This is a genomic window from Streptomyces sp. W16, from assembly GCF_033194735.1.
Lineage (GTDB): Bacteria > Actinomycetota > Actinomycetes > Streptomycetales > Streptomycetaceae > Streptomyces.
Genome location: NZ_JAWOAI010001224.1, coordinates 1 through 285 on the forward strand (window position 1 = coordinate 1; position 285 = coordinate 285).

Sequence of the window (285 nt, forward strand, 5' to 3'; positions counted from 1 at the left end):
CGCCCGCGAGCGCGAACTGCGTGGCGTACGAGCCGAGTCCGCCGCTCGCGCCCCAGATGAGGACGTTGTCGCCCTGCTTCATGCCGGCGCCGTTGCGGGAGACCAGCTGCCGGTAGGCGGTGGAGTTCACGAGGCCCGGGGCAGCGGCCTCCTCCCACGACAGGTGGTCCGGCTTGGGCATCAGCTGGTTGGACTTGACCAGTGCGATCTCGGCGAGCCCGCCGAAGTTGGTCTCGAAGCCCCAGATCCGCTGCTCGGGGTCGAGCATCGTGTCGTTGTGCCCGT

1 pseudogene is annotated in these 285 nt (G+C 69.5%); it reads right to left on the bottom strand.

Features of this window, described 5'->3' with window-relative positions:
* Positions 1-285: pseudogene (locus R6V09_RS54325) on the bottom strand (crotonyl-CoA carboxylase/reductase); the annotation flags it as partial.